We start from the raw sequence: 15,723 nt of genomic DNA, 5'->3' as shown, positions 1-15,723 counted from the left end.
ATTAGCGATTAGCAATTAGCGCTATAACTACCTAAGTTGTCTTCTGAAATGCTGACTGGACAAAGGAACTCTTACGAATATAAGGTTGGTGGAAGTTTACCGCTCAACGCCCCTAGTTATGTAAGGCGTCAGGCAGATGAGGAGTTGTACCGATCGCTGAAAAACAGTGAGTTTTGCTACGTCCTCAATTCGCGACAGATGGGCAAGTCGAGTTTGAGGGTGCAAACGATGCACCGCTTGCGTCAGATAGGGATTCGCTGCGAGTCGATCGATTTGACATTAATTGGTAGCCAACAGGTGACGCCAGAACAGTGGTATGCCTCGTTGGTGGCTTTTTTAGCCCACAGTTTTCGCCTCAAGGTGAACGTGCGAACGTGGTGGCGCGATCGCAATCATCTTTCCTTAGTCAACCGCTTGAGCGAATTTCTGGAAACGGTGTTGCTGGGTGAAATTGAGCAAAATATCGTCATTTTTATGGATGAAATCGATAGCGTCCTGGGTTTAAACTTCCCGATGGATGATTTTTTTGCCCTGATTCGCGCTTGTTACAACAAACGGGCGGAAAACTCAGCCTATGAGCGCCTTACTTTTGCGCTGTTGGGAGTTGCTACACCCGCAGATTTAATTGCGGACAAAAACCGCACCCCATTTAATATCGGACGGGCGATTGAACTCAAGGGGTTTGATATAGAGGAAGCGATGCCTCTGTTGCCGGGATTAGTTGAATCTCTATTACCCCACAGCCCTATAGATAATAACGCATTCGGCGATGCTAGCCAGCCTGTGGCGGTTTTGCAGCAAATCTTATACTGGACTGGCGGACAGCCATTTCTGACGCAAAAGCTTTGCCAGATCGTTGTTAATTCTTGTCGAGGTAGGGGCGAGGAAGTTGGGGAAATTTCTCCAGGAACAGAGGCACTTTGGGTGGAGGAATTAGTGCGAGCGCACATCATCGAAAACTGGGAAAGTAAAGATGAACCAGAGCATTTAAAAACCATCCGCGAACGCCTCCTCAAAAACCAGCAACATGCAGGGCATCTGTTAGGACTTTATCAGCAAATTCTGCTTGCCTGTGAAGCTGGGGAAATCGGCATCGCCGCTGATGACAGTGCCGCAAAAATCGAATTGCTGCTATCGGGATTGGTAGTAAAGCATGAGGGTTTTCTTCAGATTCGCAACCCCATTTATCAAGCTGTATTCAATCTCAATTGGGTAGGCAAGCAGTTAGAAAAACTGCGTCCCTATGCCCCCATGCTAAGTGCTTGGCTAGCTTCTGCGGGTGAAGATGATTCGCGACTGTTGCGAGGCAAAGCATTACGAGAGGCGCTGGAGTGGTCAGCATCTCGTAAATTGAGCAATGAGGATTATCAGTTCTTAGCCAAAAGCCAAGAATGGGAACGCCAAGAAGTGCAAAAGACGCTAGAGGCAGAACGAGCAAAGGCAATTGAAGCGCAACTGATAGAGGAACAAAAAAGACTGGCACAAGAGCAAAAAACTGCTAAATTGCAGCGGATATTGCTGGGTGTTGGCAGTTTAGCCTTAGGGATTACTGCCGGATTCGGGGTGATGGCATTTTTACAGTACCGCAAAGCAGCACTGAGTGAAATTCAAGCATTAGCTTCATCGTCTCACGGCAGTTTTGACTCCCAGCGCCGCTTGGATGCACTGATCGAAGCGATGAAAGCTAAGCGCCAACTGCAAAATCTAGGCACAGTCAACACACAAATCGCAGCAGAAGTTGACGCGATATTGCGACAAGCAATTTACGGTGCCGATGAGTTTAACCGCTTACTGGGACATCAAGGTGGCGTGTTAGGAGTTGCCTTCAGTCCGGATGGTAAGATAATAGCAACATCGAGTAATGATAGAACGGTTAAACTATGGAAACGGGACGGAACTTTACTCAAAAGCCTAACTCATAACGCCACAGTTTATCGAGTCAAATTCAGTCCGGATGGTTCTCTAATTGCCTCAGCAAATTTAGATGGTACGGTTAAACTTTGGCGACGAGATGGCAGATTAGTTAAAAGTTGGCAAGCTCATCGGGCGGCTGTTTGGGATGTGGCGTTTAGTCCCCAAGGTAATAGAATAGTCTCGGCTAGCGATGATAATACCCTGAAAGTATGGCAGCTAAATGGCACTTTAGTGGCTACCTTGAAAGGTCATCAAACCACTGTTTGGGGGGTTGCCTTCAGTTTCCAGGGAAATCTGATTGCTTCCGCCGGTTTTGATGATACGATTCGGCTGTGGCAACCGGATGGTATCCTAGTACGAACCATCAAGGCTAATAGTCTGCTGGTCAGAGGAGTTGCCTTTAGTCCCCAAGGCAATCTCCTCGCCTCATCCAATGACGATGGTACGGTTAAACTCTGGAAATTAGACGGGACTTTAGTTAACACCCTGCAAGGACATAAAGGTCAAGTCGAAAGAGTTGTTTTCAGTCCCAATGGCAAGCAAATCGCTTCCGTCGGCGCCGATCAAACCGTCAAACTTTGGCAATCTGACGGCACGTTAATCAAAACATTTCAAGGACATGAGAGTAGTATTTGGAATGTAACTTTTAGTCCCGATGGTGATATTATCGCTACCGCCAGTATGGATAATACCGTCAAACTTTGGCGCCTAGAGCAAAAATTAGTCAAACCTCTCAATCCGATTAAGGCACAAGTGTGGAACATTGCTTATGCACCCGATGGAAATCCGATCGCTTTGGCAGGTCGAGAGAAAACAATTAAACTGTTCGATCCTCAAGGAAATCTGCTGTTAACTCTCAAAGGACATAAATCTACAGTGCGAGGTGTTGCCTTCAGTCCCGATCGTAAATTCATCGCTTCCGCCAGTGCGGACAAAACTGTGAAACTGTGGCGCACCGATGGCACGTTAGTTAAAACTTTTACAGGACATAGCGCTCCAGTTTGGCGTTTAGCTTTCAGTCCTGATGGTCAGGCGATCGCTTCCACCAGCGATGATAATACAATTAAACTTTGGCAATTGGACGGAAAGTTAATTACCACCTTCAAAGGACATAGTGCCAGAGTTTATCAAGTTTGTTTTACCCCAGATGGCAATCAGCTTGCCTCAGTTAGTGAAGATGGCAATCTCATTCTTTGGCAACGAAATGGAACTTTGTTACACCGCATCAAAGCACATAATAATGCAGTTTGGGGTTTGTCAATTAGTCCCGATGGTCAACTCATTGCTACCTCAAGTATGGATAGTACCATCAAACTGTGGCGACCTGATGGCACTTTAGTGCGGACTCTCAAGGGTCATAAAATCCAAGCGCCTACGGTTGAGTTTAGTCCTGATGGGAAGATGCTAGCTTCTGGCAGTTTGGATAATACAGTTAAATTGTGGCAGCTCGATGGTACTGAGTTGATTACTCTGTTAGGACAGGGGGGTGTTTGGGATGTTAAGTTTAGTCCTGATGGGAAGTATCTGGTGTCAGCGAGCGATGAACCCAGCGTCTTTGTCTGGAATTTGCAGCAAATTCTCCATCTCGATGAAATGGCATACGCTTGCAATTGGGTGCGGGATTATTTGCGAACGAATGCAGAAGTTAAACAGAGAGATCGCGCGGCGAGCTATTTGTGCGATCGCATCAAAAATTAGCCAAACTTTTAGAAATGATTTTTGACCAATCCGAGTTTGATTTGCGTTGCGAGTGGGGAGAATGGGGAGTTGCTAAACTTGCCCCCATCAGCGATGTGGTAATTATTGTCGATGTCTTGTCTTTTTCAACCTGTGTAGAAATTGCTACAAACAACAAAGCAATTGTCTTTCCTTATCCCTGGCGCGATCAGTCAGCTGCCGAGTATGCTAAATCTGTGCAGGCAGAATTGGCAAGTTGCGATCGCAAGCTTGGTTATTCGCTTTCCCCGGCATCCCTGCTCAATATTCCTGCCGGAACTAGGTTAGTTTTACCATCTCCCAACGGTTCAAAGCTAACATTGCGGACTCTTAACACACCTACTTTGGCGGGGTGTCTTCGCAATTGTGGTGCGCTCGCGCGAAATGCCCCTGACTACGGTGCTAAAATTGCCGTCATACCAGCAGGAGAGCGATGGGAAGATGGCAGTTTGCGTCCAGCGTGGGAAGATTTGATTGGAGCGGGTGCTATTCTTAGTTATTTGCAGGGAAAACTTTCACCCGAAGCGGCAGCTGCTGTAGCAGTATTTCAAAAGTGGCGTGACTGCCTTGATGACGCTTTGAAACAATGTAGTTCTGGTAAAGAGTTAATCGCCAGAGGATTTACACTAGACGTGGAAATTGCCGCAGCTTTAAATGTTAGCAATTGCGTACCCGTATTCTCGAATCGAGCTTATATAAATTCCGGTTGCATCTGAATCATATCATGTCCGTTGAATTGCCCATAATCAAAAAACCTCACAGAGTCGTTGCGTAGGGACACGGCATCAGAGATATCTCGGACAAACAGATAACGTTTATCGTGCCGTGTCCCGGCTCCCGAGCGTGGGTAATCGACCGGAAATGATATCATTAGTAGGAACACAGCGTTAGCAAGTTTTATCGCCAGCGCCAAGGTTTTCGGATGCCGTATCCCTACAACTATATTATTTCGTTTCCTGGCATATTTTTTTCACATAACTAATAATTTCTGGGAAGAAACTTAAAAAATCAGACTCTATTCCAGAGTAATTATTCATCAGTTCATCGATTGCTGTCGCCAAAGTATTTTCTCTTTTCAACCGTCGGGATATCCGCGCAAAGGCTAAACTAATGCCTGACGGCGTTCTGTAAGATACTAGCCAATCTTCAGCCATCATTCTGGGTAGTGCTTTCTGTAAATTAATTGGCAAAATATTTTGATAATTTTGTAATTCTGTATAAGTATTACTGACAAAGTTATCTAAACTTTCATCAGAAAACCTAGCCCAATGCTTTGCTAGAAAATGGTCGTAGCAAACATCGATAATAATGCCGGAAAATCTTTTATTATAAACGATTCGCTTTTTACTAATAATAAAAATTCGGTGCGTATCTGTAAATTCATCAACTTTTCGATGTAGCTTTATACCCTTGATAATTTCTGCACTATATTGGTTTTTATATTTTTCTAAATCTCCCTTGACAAAATCGCCCATTATGTTTAGCGGGATTCAGGATGGTTTTCTGCTAATAATAAATGAGCGAGATAGTTCATAGATGATAGGTTTTTTAGACAATACCTTTGCCAAAAAGCCGATACCCTAAAGGGTATCGCTATACAAACAAAGCCCGCCTTCGCGGGCTAAAATTTTTACAGCCCGCGAAGGCGGGCTTTGTTTGTGTAGCCCCAGGTTTTAACCTGGGGGCTGGGGGCGTTTGAGAAAATTGGCGAGGGTATTGTTAGAAAAACCCGGTTTCTGGGCAACTTTAATTTTCAGACTTTTCTGCTTTGAGGAGGGGGAAAGCGATCGCATCCCGAATACTGGCACAATCAGTCAGCAACATCACCAAGCGATCGATGCCAATTCCCAATCCACCCGTCGGCGGCATTCCGTATTCCAACGCGGTGAGGAAATCTTCATCCACGCCTTGCGCTTCCAAATCTCCCGCCGCCTTCCTTTCCGCTTGCGCTTCCAATCGCAGTCGCTGATCGATGGGATCGGTTAATTCAGAAAAGCTATTCGCAGTTTCTCGTCCTACTATAAATAGCTCAAATCGCTCGACCAAACCCGGTTTTTCCCGGTGAGGTTTCGCCAGGGGAGAAATTTCCACCGGATAATCAATGACAAAGGTAGGTTGAATCAGATGGGATTCCACGGTTTGCTCAAACATTTCATTCAGCAGGTGTCCCATCGTTTCGCAGTCTTCCAAACCTGCAACGCCAAACTCGTGGGCAGCTTTTCTTGCTTCGTGAACCGTTTGGAAACGAGTCAAATCTAAGCCAGTTTTTTCTAGTACTAACTCGTGCATCGTAGCGCGACGCCAAGGCGTTGTTAAATCAACTTCTTGCCCTTGATAAGTAATTTTCAGCGTACCTAACACTTCTTGGGCGACGGTAGTAATCAAATTTTCCGTCAGCGCCATCATGTCGTTGTAGTCGGCATAAGCTTGGTAGACTTCAATCGAGGTGAATTCGGGATTGTGGCGCGTGGAGATGCCTTCGTTGCGGAAAATACGCCCCAATTCGTACACTTTTTCCAACCCACCTACAATTAATCGCTTCAGGTGCAATTCTGTCGCTATTCGCAGGTACAATTGCATGTCCAGGGTATTGTGGTAGGTGATAAAAGGACGCGCATCTGCACCGCCTGCTTCTGATTGAAGTACCGGCGTTTCTATTTCTAAGAAACCCCTTTCGTCTAAATAGCGGCGAATTCCGGCGGTAATTTGAGCGCGACGGCGGAAGGTTTCGCGCACTTGGGGATTTACAATTAAGTCAACGTATCGCTGGCGGTAGCGTTTAGCAACGTCGGTGAGTCCGTGCCACTTATCGGGTAAAGGTAATAAGGATTTAGTTAAAATCGCGTATTGCTTGACATAAACCGATAGTTCGCCTTTTTCAGTGCGTTTAATCGTCCCTTTAACGCCGATAATATCGCCGACATCGGTGAGTTGCTTCAAGTGGTTAAAAGCTTCCCCATCGATATCTGCCATGCTTTCGGAGATTCTTTTCTTATCCAGATATAGCTGAATCGTGTCAGTTTCGTCTTGCAAGCTAAAGAAGGCGAGTTTGCCGAAGACGCGACGTGCTAAGATACGTCCTGCGATCGCAACTTCTAGGTCAACTTCTTCACCGCTGGGTAACTCGGCGTATTTCTCCTGAAGTTCCGCTGCGTGGTGGGTAGACTCCCAACGGTAGGCATAGGGGTTAAAACCCAGTTGCTTAATCTGTTCGACTTTCTGGAGTCGCGTAGCGCGGATTTCTTCTAGGGTTGATTCGTGTTCTTTTGGGGACTGATCGGAGGACATGGTGATATTTTTTATAAGCGATCGCTTTGCGCCCTGATGCTGAATTTAATTTAAGCATAGGCCGATGGCAAGTTTCTATTATAAAGGTTCTGGCAAAAATTGACGGAAAGAAAGCGGGTTTTTCTAAACCCGCTTTCTGGCGCAGCTTTTTACAGCATGGCACGATTAAATTTGCCTATTTCTTCAGCTTTTAATTACGATGGAATAAAGAAGCGAAGTCTTCCATCCTCACCCCAAAAAACCTATGAACCCCATCCTCTTAAATTTCACAGAAATTGACGAAATGCAAGAACTCTTGCACGATTATCCCCCCGCTGACGAAGCAATGGAACTGCTCAAAAAACACAACGGCAGACTCGACACGACTTTCGAGGAGTTGTGGACCCAAGCAAACGGAATCGAACCACTCGAAGCTCAAAAATCTATCTGGCAAGTGACGCTGAAAGTTATGCGGGATGAACTTTGCGGTCACGAGGGTTTTCGGGCGATTCTCAACGAATATCTTAAAAATCCAGGAAACGCGGCTTTATTGACTACGTTGGTCGTGAGTTTGTCTCAGATTACAACGTTGCCGATTAATCCAGCGATCGCTACTATTATCATTTTATATATTCTCAAAGTCGGGCTCGGCATTTTTTGCGAATATACCGAACCAACTTCGCCAACAAGTGCAAGCTAAATGTTATTCCCTATTCACCTTGCCGCCAAATCTATCGCTCGCTCAGATCCTTCATAAAATTCAGGGTAATTGGGTGGCAAATCTGGCAAGGTAAAGTAGAAAGTACTGCCTCCACCCAGACTACTTTCAACCCAAATTTTTCCGCCATACTGCTCAATGATACTGCGGCAGATCGCTAAACCAAGCCCATAACCGCCTTTCTGGTGTGCGTCGGAAGGATAGACTTGCTTGAAGCGACCAAAAATTGATTCGAGTTTATCCGATGGAATGCCCCGTCCTCGATCTTTTACTTTGATTAGTAAGCTTTGTAACTGGGGATTAGATCCCGCTTCCACATCCCCAGTTTCTGGCAATTCCGCTGTTAGCCAGACTGTACTACCTGGGGTTGAAAATTTAATCGCATTACTGAGTAAATTGGTTAGCACTTGGATGATATGGTCTGGGTTGACGTATCGCTTTACGGGGATGGTGGAAAGCGATACCTTCACCTCAGCTTGTTCAGACATTGCTTGCAAACTATCTGCCGCCTGCTCCATCAAATCGGCAATATTGCAGTTTTCTCTGGATGTCAAATCTATGCCTGCTTCGATGCGTTCCAAGTCCAGAAGGTCGTTGAGCAGGCGTAACAAGCGATCGCTATTCGTCAGCGCAATGTCTATAAATTGATGTCCCTTCGCTTCCAGAACGCCATAATGCCCCGTACTCAAAAGCTCTAACGCAGTCTTTATACAAGCCAAAGGTGTGCGTAATTCGTGGCTGACGATGGAAATCAGTTCATCTTTTTTGTGTTCTGCCTGCTTGCGGGCTTCTATTTCCCGTTGCAAGCGATCGTTTTGTTTCTGGAGTTTATTTTGCAGGTTCCTGATCGTTAGTTGATTCTCAATCCTCGCTAATACTTCTTCGACTTGAAATGGTTTAGTAATGTAATCTACTCCACCTAATTCAAATGCTTTGACTTTATCGGTTGTTTGGTCTAAAGCGCTCAGAAAAATTACGGGTATTTCTCGAGTATTATCTATTGATTTTAATTGCTTACAAACTTCATACCCATTAATTTTTGGCATGATGATATCGAGCAAAATCAAATCGGGGGGAGACGCGAGCGCTGCCTTTAAAGCCAGGTTGCCGCAAATGGCTTTTTGGACTTTGTAACCCCGTTTATTCAATATTGTGGATAGAACCCGCAGGTTATTGGGTTCATCATCTACCACTAGGATTGTCGTGTTTCTAGTATCCATCTTTTACCATTTATTTTTTGATGAACGATTTGAGGGCCAATAGATTCTTCTCTAATAGTAATTTAACTCACATAATACAGCAGTATCCTGGTTTGGACCCCCAGCCGCTAATGTTTTTATGTTATCTTTACAAACAACGGCTAAATATCCAAACTTACCACAGTTAAATCGGCGGGATGCTCAACGGTAAACTGATAGTATAGTTCCCGTTTATGCTTGCCTCTGGATTGACGTTGCAGCGCCAGCAACCATTCTAACTGACCCATCTGACCCAGCCCAATTGGGGGATTGGTGGATTTGAGGTGGACTTTAATTTGCTCGTTGCGGCTCACGGGCAATTGTTCGATTAGTCTTATGGTAGTCGCGCGAGCGCGTAAATTGGTAACTGCCAATCTATAACCATAGGTGGTGCGGCGATAATTCCCCATCAGTTCTACCTCCCGTTCAACTAATTCGCGCTCAACTTTCAAACCCTCATCCACTCCTAAATTCAGCTTAAACTCTTCTCCTGGTGCAACTTTCTCTAGCTGGGTCGTCCCTACCAGGGTATTATTGCGGAAAATATTCGCCTTACCCGGTAGCAGCGTCACCCCCAGCACGTTATTCTTTACCGTAGCTTCAAGATAGGCAAAGCTAAATAATCGCGGCACCGCGACGTACTCGGTGCGACAAGGATAATCTTGGCTAAAAATGACGACTTTATGCGCCGCCGCATCGGCAGGAATATTGCACCCCCCATCAACGCAGAATGTCACAACGCTACCCGATGAACTGACGACTTTCTGCGTTTCTACTACATTTTGTTTCTTAACCGCATCGGTTTCATCTGCCAACAGCGCTTCTAACTCGGCGAAATCTGTATCCTCTCTCAAATCCAGCGCCGGTGCTGGAGTCGCATCCAAGCTGTCAATATACCAGGGTTTCAGCTTGGGAGGCAGCGTTGTCAGCGCTGGTTTGGCGGTAGAAAGTTTCAAAGCAACACCCATCCAATCTTCCCCCGTTTTTTGCCTAACTTCGGCTAAATATCTTAAATTTACCCGTTTACTGCCGCTGCTAGTCCGCAAATCGTATACGGGAGTCCAAATGGCTCGATTGACTAGGTAAGATACTTCTAACTCGAAATCAAGAGCATTAGCAGGCTCTACAGTAACAACGATCTTGTAACTGCTCAAGGTGTCCTTATAAGCAGGTTGCACCATTTGCTGTCGCTGCTGGCGCAATGCTTCTAATTGTCTGTCGATTTCTTGTTGTTCCCTTTCCCGCTGGGCAATTGTTTTAGCATATTCCCCGTGCTGCTGTCCCAAAAAGTTTAGGAACTCCTCAATCTCATTCAAACTAATTTTTTCTGGGCTATTTAATCCCGAATAACGTTCGACCGACTTTTCCCCCAAACCTCGGACAAAATCCCGTTGCAGTCCCACCGATGTCAGTATATCCCGCAGGTGGCGCTGTTGTTCTTCTAACTGCCGAATTTGCTGGCTTATCTGGACGACGCGCTTGGCAAAGGTTTCAGAAGCAAAAACTTTTTCGGTTCGCACGCCCAATAATTTCACCGGGACGCTACCGCTAACTTTGGCGCGTACCGAGTCCGTCTGGAGGGTTAACGGCAATTCAGAAACGATTAATTCGCGCTCATAACCAGTCAGCGACACCATACCGCGCCGAGTTACTAAGGCTTGATTTGTATAAACCGTCACTTCTGCTATGGGAGCGACTATCGACTGACTGGCTGGAAAAGAGGTTTCTGGGTTCATGGGATATGCCGACCGCACGCGAAGCTCTCGCAGTTACTAATTTTCTCCCTCTCATTACTGTTTCACAGCATAGTTCGTTAATTAACCCAAGTTGCTAGTTATCTCGCAAACAGCGGCTAATGGCTAATCGCTAATGGCTAATGTCAGTAAAAATCTTATATTAGCAATTAGCAATTAGCAATTAGCAATGCCGAATTTTATCACTAGCAACTTACGTTAATTGGATTTATTCTTTTTAATTCTGTCAATTTCTTGTTGCAATTCTTCAATTTGTCGTCGCAAATCGTTAACTTGGTTGTTGGGGGTTTTAGCTTCAACTTCAACCGATCCCTCTGCGGCGGAGCGTTTATAATTACCGTTGCGAATTTGGCGGTATGCTTCTGAAGTTGACCACTGACGCAAGTGACCAATGCGTTCGACTAAAAAAGGATGGCTGAGAAATACACCTTGAGCCAAGTTATTATAGAGCAGAAATTTATAAACTTGATTGAGTTCTTCTCGGTCGAGTTCTTGATACCTTTCCGATTGACGGATAAATTCTTCTAAGCTGCATTCGTTGGCATATTTACTGCTACCGCCCGCTAATTTCATCATCCCACTCATGACGGGATTGATGTCATCCAAGACTAATAAAGCCGCCCGATCCGCAGATAATTCGGCTTTGCGCTTCCACTCATAAAAGGCAAAAACTAAACCGCTGCCGATGACATTTCCCAATCCCAGAGTCAGTTCACCAATTAAAGAAGCGGTACTAATCGCCCAAATTGCCATTTGAGTTAAAGTTGTGTGACCGCATTTGATGTGGCCTAATTCGTGGGCAATTACCGAACGCAGTTCTCTTTCATCCATTAAGTCTAATAAGCCAGAATTGAGAACGATCGAAGGTTGTTCTTGACCCAAAGCATAAGCGTTTGAGATGGGATATTGACTGACAAATAAAGACGGTTCCGGGTAGATATCTAAATCCCGCACGCATTCGCGAAACATTTGATAAAGGGTAGAATATTGACGCGGCCCCACTTGAATGCTGTTGCCCATGTGAAAGACAAATTGGGGACGTTCGTAGAGAAATTCGACAAATTTGCGCGTGACGAGATCGAAGCCGGGTAAGTTGCGTAAGCTTTGTTCGGCTTCCAAATCTAGGGGGTGACGAAAGGCGTTGCTGGCGATTCCGGTGTAGGTGGGCATGGTGACAATGATTGAATGGGATGGGGGCGATCGCAAGACCTACCCTTGAAGGGTAGGGCTATACAAACAAAGCCTGCCTACGCAGGCTTTAAAGCCGTTGATTTTATAGTCCGCGCAGGCGGACTTGGTTTGTATAGCCGCACCCTTGAGGGTGACGGCTTGAGGGTGACGGAGACTGGTGACAGGTGTGCGAGAGCTTCGCGTGCGGTCGGCATATCGCATAACTTCATGGTATCTTAATCTCCCTTGGACGCACTTTGATCAGGGGTGACAGCCAACAAATGCTAGCGCGGCATAATCTAGAAGCAGAGCGAATTGAGAAATATTATGGGCAATAGTTGATGAAGCGGGTAACTTAGCGATCGCCTCCCCCGTTAACATCCCACCCGGAGAAGTGGAAATCATCGTTTTGCAGGTAGTTGAGACAGTTGATAACGATACAGCCGCGAAAAGTGACGCAGAAGATGCCACACCTAAAAGACAACCTCGCACCAGAATCAAAGCTTTCCAAGATTTGTTTGAGAAAACACAGCCAGCCCCACCTAATTTTGACCCAGACGAGGCTAAATGGGAATACTTAAAGCAGAAACATAATCTGTGAAAGTCTTGCTAGATACTAATGTCTTTGTATATCAAGGCATTATTGGATTTTCAGACCAATGTACCCAATAATTATCTTTCCTAGAGCTTGTTCTGCAAAAAAATGAAGCCGCCAAGCTCCCGGTGTCATGCGGACGTGTAAACTAAAGAGCCGTTCTTGACCATCAGGACATAGAAACGTTAGTTGTTCTTTGAACTGTTTTAGCCTTGAATCACTCTCTGGAGATGCTTTGCTAGGAATACTGTCTAAATCCAATGCTCCCTCTGTCCAAGTTTTACAGTAGTCCTCAAGTTCAAACAAGCGTTTCACCACCTGTCTTAGCATCGGATTGCCCCTGCCAAGACTTTGCATTTGCTTGCAAACCCCATCGCAGAATTCCAGGTTGGGGAATAACACTTCTTTGCGATCCCATAGTTCCAATCCATCGCGAACTCCTGTGCGAATACGGTTTTTTATCCAATCAGCATGTGCTTGCACATGAGCGGTACAACTAGCGTGTACAATTTCTACAATTTCATCAATGACTTCTCCACTTTCATCAATTTGTCTGAGTGCCAAATTTAGGCGATCGCAATCCCAGCATTGCTCCGATGCCAAACTCAGCGCCAATGTTTCTAGCAGATAAGCAATACCCAGACCTTCACTTAATTCCTGTTCATAGTAAAATTCAGAAAGTAGGTTTCTATTTTCAATCTCAGAATTTTGAACATCGGCGAGGAAAGGAGTCTTTGCTGCTGTGAGAATAAATCGTTGTTCGTCCCGATCTACACTTCGATCTACAACCCAATTAGACAAAGAATAATTATCTGCAAGTAAAGTAGCGTAAAACTGACTATGGGTACGAATTATTGGCTTTACACCCAGTTCTGCTGCATATCGCGCTGTAGCAATTAAATCAGACATCCTTTGTCTTGCTGTTTGAATATTATTAGCAACAGCTCGCAAAGACAGTTCATTCAATACCATCTCCAAGTCCATGTGCTACACATCCCTTGGTTTGAGTAAGGTAATTAAACTCTTTTCCCACTGATCAAAGAAGCCATCAGGCCATTCATCAATTCTCCCATTGCGATCGATGCGTGGTGACACTACTTCTGTGAATACTTGCCCTTGTTTTTCATAGCGCTGGAAGTAGTGTAACTGAACATCTTTATGGTCAAGTTTACCGCCATGAACAGCAAGACGAATCCCATTCAAAACATGGTCGCTATGGGTTTCTATGACAACTTGAACACCACAGCTAGCTGCAAGTGCCAACAACTCTCCCATTTTTGCTTGCCCTTTGGGGTGGAGATGGGCTTCTGGATTTTCAATGAGAATCATTGTACCTGGTTCGGATGCTAGTACTGCAACAATAATCGGCAAAGTGTATGTAATTCCAAAGCCAACATTTGTGGCACGGTAGGGATTGCTGTCTCCGTAAAAGTATTGCAAACTTATCAAATCCATACTTGAATTTGGTGTAATTTTTAGGCGCGTACCAGGGCTAATTTCTCTCATCCACGCTTCAACTTGGTCTATCAAATCCATTGATTTTGCCTGCGGGTAGCGGAGGTTTGCATTGGGAATAACTTTACGCCCATGTACTAAAAGAAAGTGTGCTGTATACTCACCTCTAGTGCCGATTTCCCCAAGTCTTCGCACTTGATAATCTGACATTTCATTAAATGGACGAGAGCCAATCCGTTCGGCTTGAAGGTAATGAAACTTTTGGCTAAAAATATTTGATTTATATACATCATAATTAGTTGGCTCTGCATCAATATTTAATACATCTACATCCAGTAAACCCACCGTTTCACGAACATCTACATCCAGGTTGTACGTGAAACGCCATTTCGCCTCTATGTTATTTTCACTCCATGCAATATCAAAACCAAGATATTCTTTTGTTGTTCCCTCGTGAAACGCATCTTGAGCAGTACCAATGCGAATCAAATCTCCATTCAATGCCAATCCTGTATTTGGCAATAATCCCTGTTGGTAAGATTGACGCAGCAGGAGTAGCGACTGTAGCACTGAAGATTTACCAGTGCTGTTAAGACCAGAAAGCAAAGTTAGCGGTCTAAATTGAAGTACCTGATTTGTAAAAGGTTTAAAATTTATCAAGCGCAAATAACCCATCATATTATAACTTCCTGGATAATTTTTTCAATTGTTATAAATCGATATTCTACTTTGTTGGCAGCCTGAGATATCGAGGCTAAAAATTCTTTGTCGCTATCTACATATTTTTGAAAAATATCAATCAATTTTTGCCGGTTGCTTTTCAATATTTCAAGTTCTTGTTCGGTAAGCTGACTGAGATTTACTGACCAAGATTCAAATAGTGCTTTATTTACCGGGTATTTTTTCTTTCTTTTTTTAGATTGTTTGCGAAACGCATCATCACCAAATATATCAAACGCAGCAATCATAGCTTTTTTAAAGTTATTACCAATCTGGTCTAATTCGGCTTCAGACAGACGATTAGCCTTAAATAAGGCTTGACTTAAAAATGAATCTCTATTGCCATCATAATCTTTGTAAGAGGTAAGTGTAAAAGCTAAGAAACCAAGTATAAATTCTCGGTCATCCATCCGCTTCTTTTTAGAATCACTAAGATTGACAACTTGCTGAAATTCTTGAGATTTAGCAAGCTTAGCTAAAAATTGGGATGCTTTACCAGGATTGAGGGCATGGCGTAACTCTTGGGGGGATAGAGGTGTTCCACCAGTGTTAATTCGTTTAAAAATATTGTATTTTACCTCATCAGGTGTGCCTTTTTCAATCAGATAAACTGTCACCTGAGTCTCTTCAATACGACGCTGGTATCTGCGCTCCAGCTGATCGTAAGTTTTCCCTTCAAGGTCTGTAAGATACTCTAGTCCACTTAGTCTAAGCCTCTTGTCGCTGCGATCGCTAATAAAGTGTTTGAGGGCAGATAGCCGCTGCAATCCATCTACAACTAACCATTTATCTTCATTAGTTGCATCGATGTAAAAGGCTGGTAGGGGAATGCGAATGAGAATAGATTCAATTAATCGGCTTTTAACATCAGGCTTCCAGATATCTGCCTGACGCTGAAAATCAGGTGCTAAATCAAGCGCTTCCTCATCAATTCGTCTCAGTAATTGTTCAATAGTTGGTTCCCTGGTAACAATGTTAATTTTATCCGGGTCATACCGGAACGTAGCTTTTTCGTATTGCTCTTGATCGTTCTCTTCTTCGTCTAAAATGTCTTCGTCTGGTAATTCTGTGGCATCGTTCTTTAACTGTGTCATAGCAAATACTCCTTGACCTCATCACCCATTGTGTAACCTGCTGGGAATGCCTGTAGCGGCTACATCAGTAAATCAGGGTATT

General features: G+C 44.5%; 14 protein-coding genes. 4 read left to right on the top strand and 10 right to left on the bottom strand.

Going from position 1 to position 15,723, the window contains the following annotated elements; genetic code table 11:
• Positions 1-48 precede the first annotated feature (48 nt).
• Together MiSe_RS14745 and MiSe_RS14740 are read left to right on the top strand one after the other, a co-directional pair.
• Positions 49-3,612, top strand: a complete 3,564-nt coding sequence (locus tag MiSe_RS14745) for a WD40 domain-containing protein (RefSeq protein ID WP_226580714.1) — start codon at positions 49-51, stop codon at positions 3,610-3,612.
• 14 nt (positions 3,613-3,626) lie between these two features.
• Entirely contained in the window at positions 3,627-4,346 is a 720-nt protein-coding gene (locus MiSe_RS14740) for a 2-phosphosulfolactate phosphatase (RefSeq protein WP_444980500.1), read from the top strand.
• On the opposite strand, the gene MiSe_RS14735 is transcribed toward MiSe_RS14740, so the two are convergent.
• The 3 genes from MiSe_RS14735 to lysS form a co-directional block, all read right to left on the bottom strand.
• Positions 4,322-4,501, bottom strand: coding sequence for a hypothetical protein (locus MiSe_RS14735; RefSeq protein ID WP_226580709.1), 180 nt, complete (start codon positions 4,499-4,501; stop codon positions 4,322-4,324). The two genes, MiSe_RS14740 and MiSe_RS14735, sit on opposite strands and share 25 nt — an antisense overlap.
• A 73-nt stretch (positions 4,502-4,574) precedes the next feature.
• Complete coding sequence (locus MiSe_RS14730; protein WP_226580706.1) at positions 4,575-5,105, bottom strand: acyl carrier protein phosphodiesterase; 531 nt, start codon at positions 5,103-5,105, stop codon at positions 4,575-4,577.
• A gap of 271 nt (positions 5,106-5,376) precedes the next feature.
• Positions 5,377-6,918: a lysine--tRNA ligase gene (gene lysS / locus MiSe_RS14725; protein ID WP_226580703.1), complete on the bottom strand. Its 1,542-nt coding sequence runs from the start codon at positions 6,916-6,918 to the stop codon at positions 5,377-5,379.
• A 244-nt stretch (positions 6,919-7,162) separates the two neighbouring features.
• On the opposite strand from lysS, the gene MiSe_RS14720 reads away from it, so the two are divergent.
• Entirely contained in the window at positions 7,163-7,597 is a 435-nt protein-coding gene (locus MiSe_RS14720; RefSeq protein ID WP_226580700.1) for a hypothetical protein, read from the top strand.
• A gap of 14 nt (positions 7,598-7,611) precedes the next feature.
• Here the strand turns inward: MiSe_RS14720 and MiSe_RS14715 are convergent, their stop codons facing one another.
• From MiSe_RS14715 to MiSe_RS14700, 4 genes are all read right to left on the bottom strand, one after another.
• The gene (locus MiSe_RS14715) at positions 7,612-8,835 is read right to left on the bottom strand and encodes an ATP-binding response regulator (protein WP_226580698.1); all 1,224 of its coding nucleotides are present in this window, start codon (positions 8,833-8,835) and stop codon (positions 7,612-7,614) included.
• A 140-nt stretch (positions 8,836-8,975) separates the two neighbouring features.
• Positions 8,976-10,589 (bottom strand): mucoidy inhibitor MuiA family protein, encoded by a 1,614-nt coding sequence (locus MiSe_RS14710; RefSeq protein ID WP_226580695.1) that lies wholly within the window; start codon positions 10,587-10,589, stop codon positions 8,976-8,978.
• A gap of 216 nt (positions 10,590-10,805) precedes the next feature.
• Positions 10,806-11,777, bottom strand: coding sequence for a M48 family metallopeptidase (locus tag MiSe_RS14705; RefSeq protein ID WP_226580692.1), 972 nt, complete (start codon positions 11,775-11,777; stop codon positions 10,806-10,808).
• A gap of 261 nt (positions 11,778-12,038) precedes the next feature.
• On the bottom strand, positions 12,039-12,182 hold the full coding sequence (locus tag MiSe_RS14700; RefSeq protein ID WP_226580689.1) for a hypothetical protein: 144 nt from the start codon (positions 12,180-12,182) through the stop codon (positions 12,039-12,041).
• On the opposite strand from MiSe_RS14700, the gene MiSe_RS14695 reads away from it, so the two are divergent.
• Positions 12,139-12,378, top strand: coding sequence for a hypothetical protein (locus MiSe_RS14695; RefSeq protein ID WP_444980499.1), 240 nt, complete (start codon positions 12,139-12,141; stop codon positions 12,376-12,378). The two genes, MiSe_RS14700 and MiSe_RS14695, sit on opposite strands and share 44 nt — an antisense overlap.
• A gap of 39 nt (positions 12,379-12,417) precedes the next feature.
• Here the strand turns inward: MiSe_RS14695 and MiSe_RS14690 are convergent, their stop codons facing one another.
• From MiSe_RS14690 to MiSe_RS14680, 3 genes are read right to left on the bottom strand one after another with little or no spacing between them, the layout of a single operon-like run.
• Positions 12,418-13,344: a hypothetical protein gene (locus tag MiSe_RS14690; protein ID WP_226580685.1), complete on the bottom strand. Its 927-nt coding sequence runs from the start codon at positions 13,342-13,344 to the stop codon at positions 12,418-12,420.
• Positions 13,345-13,359: 15 nt separating this feature from the next.
• Positions 13,360-14,505 (bottom strand): AAA family ATPase, encoded by a 1,146-nt coding sequence (locus tag MiSe_RS14685; RefSeq protein ID WP_226580683.1) that lies wholly within the window; start codon positions 14,503-14,505, stop codon positions 13,360-13,362.
• Entirely contained in the window at positions 14,502-15,641 is a 1,140-nt protein-coding gene (locus MiSe_RS14680) for a DUF262 domain-containing protein (protein WP_226580680.1), read from the bottom strand. Before MiSe_RS14680 ends, MiSe_RS14685 begins: the two co-directional genes overlap by 4 nt.
• Positions 15,642-15,723: the final 82 nt, after the last annotated feature.

This window comes from Microseira wollei NIES-4236 (assembly GCF_020521235.1).
Taxonomy (GTDB): domain Bacteria; phylum Cyanobacteriota; class Cyanobacteriia; order Cyanobacteriales; family Aerosakkonemataceae; genus Microseira; species Microseira wollei.
This window is presented reverse-complemented; position numbering and strand designations above follow the sequence as displayed.